Annotated in this window: 11 protein-coding genes and 1 pseudogene; 7 read left to right on the top strand and 5 right to left on the bottom strand. The window is 69.8% G+C overall.

Annotated features, from left to right (window positions below; genetic code table 11):
* Together ACFYY7_RS44745 and ACFYY7_RS44740 are read left to right on the top strand one after the other, a co-directional pair.
* Positions 1–214: hypothetical protein (locus ACFYY7_RS44745; protein WP_388672030.1), on the top strand; the 214-nt coding region annotated here is incomplete at its 5' end.
* 16 nt (positions 215–230) lie between these two features.
* A complete protein-coding gene (locus tag ACFYY7_RS44740; protein WP_388672027.1) occupies positions 231–554 on the top strand; it encodes a WG repeat-containing protein in 324 nt (107 codons plus the stop codon).
* Between the two features lie 7 nt (positions 555–561).
* Here ACFYY7_RS44740 and ACFYY7_RS44735 read toward each other — a convergent pair whose 3' ends face one another.
* Complete coding sequence (locus ACFYY7_RS44735; RefSeq protein ID WP_388672024.1) at positions 562–1,074, bottom strand: DUF1877 family protein; 513 nt, start codon at positions 1,072–1,074, stop codon at positions 562–564.
* A 201-nt stretch (positions 1,075–1,275) separates the two neighbouring features.
* Here ACFYY7_RS44735 and ACFYY7_RS44730 point away from each other — a divergent pair, with 201 nt between their 5' ends.
* Positions 1,276–1,632, top strand: a complete 357-nt coding sequence (locus ACFYY7_RS44730) for an AAA family ATPase (RefSeq protein ID WP_388672021.1) — start codon at positions 1,276–1,278, stop codon at positions 1,630–1,632.
* Between the two features lie 43 nt (positions 1,633–1,675).
* On the opposite strand, the pseudogene ACFYY7_RS44725 reads toward ACFYY7_RS44730, so the two are convergent.
* Together ACFYY7_RS44725 and ACFYY7_RS44720 are read right to left on the bottom strand one after the other, a co-directional pair.
* Positions 1,676–1,927, bottom strand: a pseudogene (locus ACFYY7_RS44725) (IS6 family transposase); the annotation flags it as partial.
* Between the two features lie 708 nt (positions 1,928–2,635).
* Positions 2,636–2,977: a hypothetical protein gene (locus ACFYY7_RS44720; protein ID WP_388672018.1), complete on the bottom strand. Its 342-nt coding sequence runs from the start codon at positions 2,975–2,977 to the stop codon at positions 2,636–2,638.
* Positions 2,978–3,393: 416 nt separating this feature from the next.
* Here ACFYY7_RS44720 and ACFYY7_RS44715 point away from each other — a divergent pair, with 416 nt between their 5' ends.
* On the top strand, positions 3,394–4,191 hold the full coding sequence (locus ACFYY7_RS44715) for a hypothetical protein (RefSeq protein WP_388672015.1): 798 nt from the start codon (positions 3,394–3,396) through the stop codon (positions 4,189–4,191).
* A gap of 310 nt (positions 4,192–4,501) precedes the next feature.
* Here the strand turns inward: ACFYY7_RS44715 and ACFYY7_RS44710 are convergent, their stop codons facing one another.
* Together ACFYY7_RS44710 and ACFYY7_RS44705 are read right to left on the bottom strand one after the other, a co-directional pair.
* Positions 4,502–4,888, bottom strand: a complete 387-nt coding sequence (locus tag ACFYY7_RS44710; protein ID WP_388672012.1) for a DUF6415 family natural product biosynthesis protein — start codon at positions 4,886–4,888, stop codon at positions 4,502–4,504.
* Positions 4,885–5,010: a hypothetical protein gene (locus tag ACFYY7_RS44705; RefSeq protein WP_388672009.1), complete on the bottom strand. Its 126-nt coding sequence runs from the start codon at positions 5,008–5,010 to the stop codon at positions 4,885–4,887. The genes ACFYY7_RS44710 and ACFYY7_RS44705 overlap by 4 nt, the downstream gene beginning before the upstream one ends.
* Before the next feature lie 163 nt (positions 5,011–5,173).
* Here ACFYY7_RS44705 and ACFYY7_RS44700 point away from each other — a divergent pair, with 163 nt between their 5' ends.
* The 3 genes from ACFYY7_RS44700 to ACFYY7_RS44690 form a co-directional block, all read left to right on the top strand.
* Entirely contained in the window at positions 5,174–6,448 is a 1,275-nt protein-coding gene (locus ACFYY7_RS44700; RefSeq protein WP_388672006.1) for an XRE family transcriptional regulator, read from the top strand.
* Positions 6,445–6,966, top strand: coding sequence for a GNAT family N-acetyltransferase (locus ACFYY7_RS44695; protein WP_388672003.1), 522 nt, complete (start codon positions 6,445–6,447; stop codon positions 6,964–6,966). The genes ACFYY7_RS44700 and ACFYY7_RS44695 overlap by 4 nt, the downstream gene beginning before the upstream one ends.
* A 352-nt stretch (positions 6,967–7,318) precedes the next feature.
* Positions 7,319–7,477 (top strand): NUDIX domain-containing protein (locus tag ACFYY7_RS44690; protein WP_388672033.1); only part of this gene is annotated, 159 nt, incomplete at its 3' end.

The raw sequence follows: 7,477 nt of genomic DNA, 5'->3' as shown, positions 1-7,477 counted from the left end.
ATGGGCCGACTGGCTGTACGGCGAACACCCACCCGCCCACCGGCATGCCGTGCTGGAGAAGTTCGCCTCCGACACCATCACGAACCAGAACCAGGGCGCCTCCGAAATGTGTCACCGGCCGCACCGACGCGAAATACTGCGCCGGAACATGCCATCCGCAGGACAAGGGAAGCATGAGGGCAACGGCGCGTGGCCTCACGGGAGCCACTACTGAGAGGAAGGGCCGCGACATGCAGGGATGGCCGATCTACCTGGGTCTGCTTCTAGTCATCTCCCTGTGGGCAGGCCGCCAGTGGTTGGAGCGGCGACAGGTGCATCAGCTCACGGGAAAGGTGACCGCTGAGCCGCCCGTCCCCACACCTGACCGGCCTTTCTCCTACGGCCTGATCGACACGGAGGGGCGGTGGCGCATACCGATGGGCCAACGGTTCATCGGTATGCGGCCGTTCCGCGACGGAACCGCCGAGGTGATCCTGAACACCGAGGACGGCTCCTACGGTGGCCCGTGGACGGGTATCGACACCCAGGGACGGTCCGTCGACCGGCCGTCGTAGAAACCGATCAGTCCACGTAGAAGACGATCAGCCCCTCGCCGGCCGCCGCGGCGTCGGCGAGGAATCCGGCGAGCTCCTCGTAGTGCGACTTGTCGAAGCCCTTGCGCCGGCCCCGGTCCGGCACTAGGGCCACCCCGGCCGCGGCCATCTTGGCGGAATCGGCCCTGGCGACCAGGGAGTCGAAGGGGTTCCCGCCCAGGGCGGCGGCCAGCGCCGTCACGCCCGCAGGAGTGACAGACCAGGGCTCGAAAAACTCTCCGACATCGGACAGAAGCCACGGCTCGACGTCGTCCGGCTGCCGGATGGTTCCCTCGTGGATGCCCAGCGTGTACAACGTGACCGGTGTGCCCGCGTCCGCCAGCACGAACTCGAACAGGGCGATCGACTTCTGCGGTACGGACACGATCGGGACGTCGCTTTCGTCCCACTCCCCGTACCACTCGACCACCGCGTACCAGTCGCTGGCGTACCGGGCCAACTGCTCCGGAGCGAACCGGGCGTACATCAACACTGTGCTCATGCCTGGCACGCTATGCCGGGGTAGTCGGCGGCTTCTCTCCCACGTGCGGCATTTCCGTACTTCTACTGAACCTCCGAGGACCACGACCGGTCAGCAGTGTAATGCTTTACGCCCCTGTCGATCAGAATGCGCCCAGGCAGGGCCGAACCGGAGCCAGTGACGGGAACGGCACTGTCACAGCCGCGCTGTAGAACCGCTGCCATGCCGACGTTGGTTCGGAGGGAGATCGTGGTGGCTGAGTCGTACGCGGGACCGGTGGGGCGCGTGGAGAGGGTTCCGTTCGTCAGCCGGTCCGCGGAACTCGGCCGACTCGACGCGGCTCTGAAGCACATGGGGGCCGGTGGCCTGACGGTCGGCGCCCACGTCTGTGAGGCGGGCATCGGCAAGAGCCGGCTGCTGGCGGAGTTCAGCGCGCTCGCCCGGCGTCGCGCGGCGGCCGTACTGCGCGGCCGGGCCACCGAGTACGAGTGGCACAGCCCGTTCCAGCCCTTCGCCGACGCCTTCACCGATCTCGACTCCCGGGGGCGCTGTCAAGTTGTTGAGTATGTCGGTGCCTGACGGCGCGTTGGGGCATGGTGGGGCTTGCGGTCCGGGCCTGTGGTCAGGCCGTGGTGGGCCGACTGGCAGCTTGGGTGATCTGGTCCCAGATCGCGAAGCGGACGGTCATCTCGGCTCGGTGGTCGGAGGCTGTCATCAGATGGCGGTGAGGGCGGAAGTGGGGCGAGATGCCGCTGAACGCAGACAGGAACCGCTGGGCCCCGCCTACGGAACGGAATCCCTTCATCGCGCGTTCATGCTGCCGCGTGGGCTGGTGGGAGTTCTCCGCCCGGTTGTTCAGGCCGCGTTCGCCGCGGCGCGGCGCACGAGAGATGAGAGGGCCCGGATCCGATGGGGATCCGGGCCCTCTCAACGTTCTGCGTCTCAGCTGTCTACCAGCGCATGCCGAGTTCATCAAGGTCCGCACGGCGCTGTTCGGACAGTTTCGCGGCCCGTTTGGACGTTGTCGAGCCATGTGCCGAGCTTCACCACCACCGGCCCGTCAGCACCGTTCTGACGGCCTCCCAGACCATCCTTCGCCTCCCCCAGGGGCTCAGCATGCTTGCGGGGCACCCGAAGATGCCCTTCACGGGCGCTCGGTGCCGTCGATCTCACTCGGCCCGAAGGAGAGCACGCTGATCAGCCCGGACCGTGCGGACCATCATCAAGACGGCCGCCCGCGCGGCCGGGCTCATCAAGGACGAGGACGAACGGGCCCGGCGGGACGCGCCGGCCCGGCCGGGTGCGGCACGGCCTGACCCCCTCTGCGGCCAGAGCGGTCTTGCCGTGCCGCACACTGTCGGTCTCGAATTGCCCGACCACCGCGCCCAAGCCTTCGTTCCGTCCCTGATTTCATTCCCCGGCCCCCCTCTCTCCCGGCCCCAGAGGGTGCTCGGCGGGGTTCCGGAACCCAACCCGCGGCCCCGCCGCCGCGTGATTGGCGGCACAGCTTGCGAATACCACAGGCAGAGGGCCGGCTCGCGTGGACGCTCCGCCCTTCGGCAGCGGCAGGTCCGGGATGCCGCTACGCAGGTACGACGTGGACGCTCTGCGCGACGCTGCCGGGGTTGCAGGCGACCGCAGCCACCTCGGGTGCCTCGACGGTGTAGTTGCTGTACACGACGCCCCCCACGCCCGACTGCACATCGAGGCAGACCACCTTGGCCTGGTAGGTGCCGGTGTCGCACTGCACCTTGCCCCCTCCGTACCAGTGGACGTTGGGGCCCTCATGGAGCCACTCGATCCAGGTGACGCAGCCGGTGGGCGGATCGGCCTGGGCCACGGGGGCTGCTTGAGCGGGGGCAGCAGCCAGAGCGGACAACCCGAGGACGGCTGTCGCGAGGGGCACCATGGTTCGCTTGAGCATCAATTTCTCCTGCATTTCGAGTAGGGAAACGTTAACTAGTTCTGCCGGAGGCCATCGCTGCTGGCCTCCTTTGCCGGACGGATGCGGTGATTAACGTGATGGTCATTCACCTCTGGCGTTCCGGTCACGCCGTTGACGCTAGTTGCCGGTGGACCTGAACGGCCAGGCTTGCGTACCGCGTTGAGGGTTTCTACGGATGCCCGCGCGGGACGGCGTGTGTGAGGCTCTTTCTGGAGCCGCCGAGAGCGCTCCCGGCCACCTGCATGCCGCCGCCGCGAACCCCCGGACGGCCTCGGCTCTCGGTGGGCCGGTAGCCTGCGGCTCTCGTCTTCGCCGCTCGCACCCCCGCTGATGCGGGTGCCCCCGACGGACGGGCCACACCGGCCCGTTCCCTGACCGCAGACAAGGCGAACGTCATGGCACACAACAAGAACGGCGACACCCCGCTGCCCATCGACATGGCCGCGATCCGGCGGACCGTCGAGGTGATGCGGGCCAAACGGGCCGCCGCGCTCAAATCCGACAACAGCGACAGCGGCTGGCTCGCCGGTCTCGTGGAGAGGGACCTCGACAGCTACCAGGAGTTCGTCGCCCAGCTGCGTGTCACCCTCGACCCCGACCTGCTCGGGTACGTCCCGGAGATGTGCGCCAAGACACTCGGCGACACCCGAACGACCCGCACCCTGATCGGCGACCAGCAAGTGGACACCCCGTTCTTCCACCACGGCGACCTGGTGGTCAAGGGCGACCTGGGCGTGGGCGCGCCCTTCGTGGTCACCGGATCGGTGACGGTCGACGGCGTGCTCGCCGACTGCGGCCCCGACTCGGTGGTGGCGATCGGCGGCGCGGTGAAGGCCCGGGGGGTCCTCACCAGCGGCGAGATGCTGGTCATGGGCGACATCGAGGCCGACGTCGTCTACGGCGACTACAACGACAACACGCTTCACGCTGGCACCATCCGCGCCCGCCTGGTCATCGAGGACGACCACGAGACGATCGCGACCGTGAAGGCGGACCTCTACTTCGACCTGTTCGACTACCAAGGGGGATACGGGGACGGCGTGCAGGAACAGCTGCGCGCGTTCCTGGTGGACGAGGTCTTCGCCGCCGACGAGGACGAGGACGAGGAGATGTTCGACGCCGGCCTGCTCTTCGCGCGGCTGCGCGAGGGCCTGCCCGTCTTCCGCGCCGACGTGGCTCCCGAGGGGCGCTGAGGCTTGCTGGTCGAGCTCGTCCGCCGGTATGGACGCCCCGCCGAATGTGACAGCGGCCGCTAGGCAGCCGTCCGTCCATTGCCCTACGGGCGGCCACGAACACCTGGAGTTCTGGTGAAGAGCGTCCTTGTCCTTCACCACGCCTCAGCCTGAGGTGGGAAAAGGCTCGGTGTCCTGCACTGCTGTCTGGGGCCAGCGGCACCGCGCCCAGGCCCTACACGCACTGGGGTGCGATGCCAGGGGGTTCTGAGCTGCGGGATCGCACTGGTGTGCGTGTAGGCCCTGGGATCTTGGGGCGCTATCCCGGGAACTACGCGGTGGCCGGGGCGGGTTCGGTGAGGCGGTCCAGCCGGGTGTAGAGGGCCCGTACGAGGCGGGCGCGGTTCTGGACGCAGCGGACGGTGCCTTGCAGCGGGGCGGACAGGCGCCCGTCGGCTTCGCGGAGGACGACTTCGGCGAGGGCGCCGCGGCCGTCGTTCTTGGGCAGGGCGGCAGCGTGGCGCTGGACGTCGGCGGCCACCGCGCGGGCGTGCCCGGTGAGCTGTAAGGCAATCTGCTCGTAGTCGCGGGGGGCGAGATCCGGGTCCTTCCACGCGAGGACGGCGGTGACGAGTGCCTCGTGCGGGGCGCGGTCCAGGGGGTGTTCGGCCTCGATCAGGCCGCGCGGGTCGTAGAGCACGACGTGGGTATCGCTCATCGTGCGCCCGCCACGTCGTCGCCCTGGTCGTGGTCGCCGGTGTCGGCGGCCGGGGCCTGGACGTCGAGGAAGCGGGCGTAGCCGTGGTCGAGCGAGAGCTGGGTGTGGTGGGTGTCGGGCATGGGTCTGTCTCCCAGGGGCGGGTTGTCGGCGTCTTGTTTCCAGACAACTGCGCGGGCCGGGGTGGGGTGCATAGCGAAGTTGCGGTTTCCGCTTGCCGCTTGCCTAGCGACTTGACTGTTCGTTGACCTTCAGCAGGGTGGGGCTGGGCTCTACCGTGACGGGATGGCACGTGCACGGAACGAGGCGTTCGTCGCCTGGATGGAGCGCGAGGGGTGGTCGGCGCCGACGCTCGCGAAGGAACTGGAGGCCGTCGTACGGCGGCTGACGCGGAGGACCGGGCCGGGGCGGGAGCTGTCGCAGATCACGGTGCACAAGTGGCGTTCCGGTGAGACGTCCTGGCCGCAGGAGAAGTACCGGATCGCGCTGGAGCAGGTCAGCGGACTGACGGTGGCGGCCTTGGGGTTCGCTCCGCCCGACCGTCGCAGGAAGCCCGCGCCCGTGGCGGATCCCGTGCACCGCCGTTCCTTCCTCGCGCTGACGACCGGTTCGGCGGGCGCCGCGGTGCTCGGCCCGCCGGCGGCAGGGGTTGGCAGCGGTGACGTGCTGCGGCTGCGGCAGCAGCTCGACACTCTCATGGTGCTGGACGACTCCCGGGGCGGCCACGACACCCTGGAGCGGGCCGCGCTCGCCGGCGCTCAGGAGGCCGTCGCGCTCCAGGAGAAGCCGGCCACCCAGCGCACCCGGCAGCGGCTGTTCTCCCTCGCGGCCGACTACACCGCGACCGCGGCCTGGTCGTGCGTGGACGCCCGCGAGAGCGCCCGCGCCCAGCCTCTGCACGAGCGGGCCCTGCACCTGGCCGGGCTGGCGCAGGATCCGGTCGCGACGATGCGCGTGTGGAACTCGGTGGCGATCCTGGCCCACCAGCGCGGCGCTCACACCGAGTCCCTCGCGGCCGGCCAGGCCGCCCGGGCCACGGCCGTCGCCCGCCGCGACCCGCTGTTCGCCAGCCTCGCGCACGCACGGAGCGCCATCGCCCACGCCCACCTCGGCGACCACCGGCCCGCCCTGCGCTCCCTCGAACACGCCGAGAAGGCGCTCGCCAAGGCCGACCCGGCCCGCCCGCGGCCGACCTGGATCGCGTTCTACGGCCGGGCCGAGCTCCACGCCATCACCTCGATCGTCCACGACCGCCTCGGCAACTCCCCCGCCGCCGAGGCCGCCTCCCACCACGCGCTCGCGGCCCTGCCCGGCGTGTTCGCCCGCAACAGGGCGTTCGCCACCGCCCGGCTCGCGCTCGCCCAGCTCCACCAGGGCGACCTCGACCAGGCAGCCGCCACCACCGCCGGCATCTTCCCGCTCCTGGGCGGCGCCGCCCTGCCCGGACGGCTGCGAACCCTGCTCGGCGACTTCCACCGCGACCTCATCACCACCGCCCCGAACGCGTCTGTCACCCGGGAGTGGGCCGACCGCTACCGCACCAACTGGAGCCGCACATGAGTGCCATCAGCCGCTACGGCCACGCGGATCTGCCCGCGATCCGGCAGATACTCCTCGACGTCCACGCCGACGCCTACGCCACCGAGATGGACGACCCCTTCCACCAGACGGAGAAGTTCGCCTGGTTCGTCGACCACTGGGGCGCCAGGCCCTCCTTCGACTGCGTCATCGCCTTCGATGCCGGCCAGCCCGCGGGCTTCGCCTACGGCGCCACCGCCGCCCTCGGCCGCGAAACCTGGCGCGGGCACCTCTCCCCCGCCCCCACCCCGGGCACCACCTTCGCCCTGTCCGAGCTGATGGTCCGCCCGAAGTGGCGTGGCACCGGCCTCGCCCAGCGGCTTCACGACACCCTCCTGGACTCCCGGCCCGAGCAACTGGTCACCCTCCTCGTCGACACCACACACCCACGCGTCCAGGCCCTCTACGAAACATGGGGCTACCGCAAGATCGGCGAACGCCGGCCCTTTCCCGACTCCCCGCTGTACGCCGTCATGCTCCGCGGCCTCCCCGACGCGTAGACCGCCCCACGGTCAATCCGATGTAGATGCAGTCCGGCTCCTCCCGAAGACGGCCATGGTTCTGTACGCGACAGTGGGCTCTGGCTCAACTTCTCGCTGCCGAGGTTATGGACGAGCTGCCGTCCGCCGAGGCGCGGACGGCAGTACAGGCTCTGCTCGTCGATGTCGCCGGGCATCCGGACCGGTGGCCGGCCCCCGGAGGCGAGGAGATCGCCCACGCCTTCGGAACATGGTGCTGGATCTCGTACGTGGCCTACGCGGACGGCCTGGAAGTACGCGACATCGGCTGGGCTCAGCCCGGTGACCAAACCCGTTGGCCACCCAGGGACCGCGGTTCTAATCTGACGAGGTGATGAAACCGGAGGGGAGCATGGTGCCGCGCCCGAGCGCGCGCGTGGTGTTGCTGGACGACGCCGGTCGGCTACTGCTGTTCTCTGCCCTGAACAAGGAGGACGGTTCCGTTCGGTGGTTCACCCCTGGAGGCGGGCTCAAGCCAGGCGAAACCCACGAG

This window comes from Streptomyces sp. NPDC001933 (genome assembly GCF_042890955.1).
Taxonomy (GTDB): domain Bacteria; phylum Actinomycetota; class Actinomycetes; order Streptomycetales; family Streptomycetaceae; genus Streptomyces.
Note: the sequence above shows the minus strand (reverse complement) of the source record. Positions and strands in the feature narration are given on the sequence as shown.

Bases quoted from the DNA above. Each gene is read 5' to 3' on its own strand.
- ACFYY7_RS44740 (WP_388672027.1), top strand. From the start codon at position 231: ATGCAGGGATGGCCGATCTACCTGGGTCTGCTTCTAGTCATCTCCCTG.
- ACFYY7_RS44735 (WP_388672024.1), bottom strand. From the start codon at position 1,074: ATGAGCACAGTGTTGATGTACGCCCGGTTCGCTCCGGAGCAGTTGGCC.
- ACFYY7_RS44730 (WP_388672021.1), top strand. From the start codon at position 1,276: ATGCCGACGTTGGTTCGGAGGGAGATCGTGGTGGCTGAGTCGTACGCG.
- ACFYY7_RS44720 (WP_388672018.1), bottom strand. From the start codon at position 2,977: ATGCTCAAGCGAACCATGGTGCCCCTCGCGACAGCCGTCCTCGGGTTG.
- ACFYY7_RS44715 (WP_388672015.1), top strand. From the start codon at position 3,394: ATGGCACACAACAAGAACGGCGACACCCCGCTGCCCATCGACATGGCC.
- ACFYY7_RS44710 (WP_388672012.1), bottom strand. From the start codon at position 4,888: ATGAGCGATACCCACGTCGTGCTCTACGACCCGCGCGGCCTGATCGAG.
- ACFYY7_RS44705 (WP_388672009.1), bottom strand. From the start codon at position 5,010: ATGCCCGACACCCACCACACCCAGCTCTCGCTCGACCACGGCTACGCC.
- ACFYY7_RS44700 (WP_388672006.1), top strand. From the start codon at position 5,174: ATGGCACGTGCACGGAACGAGGCGTTCGTCGCCTGGATGGAGCGCGAG.
- ACFYY7_RS44695 (WP_388672003.1), top strand. From the start codon at position 6,445: ATGAGTGCCATCAGCCGCTACGGCCACGCGGATCTGCCCGCGATCCGG.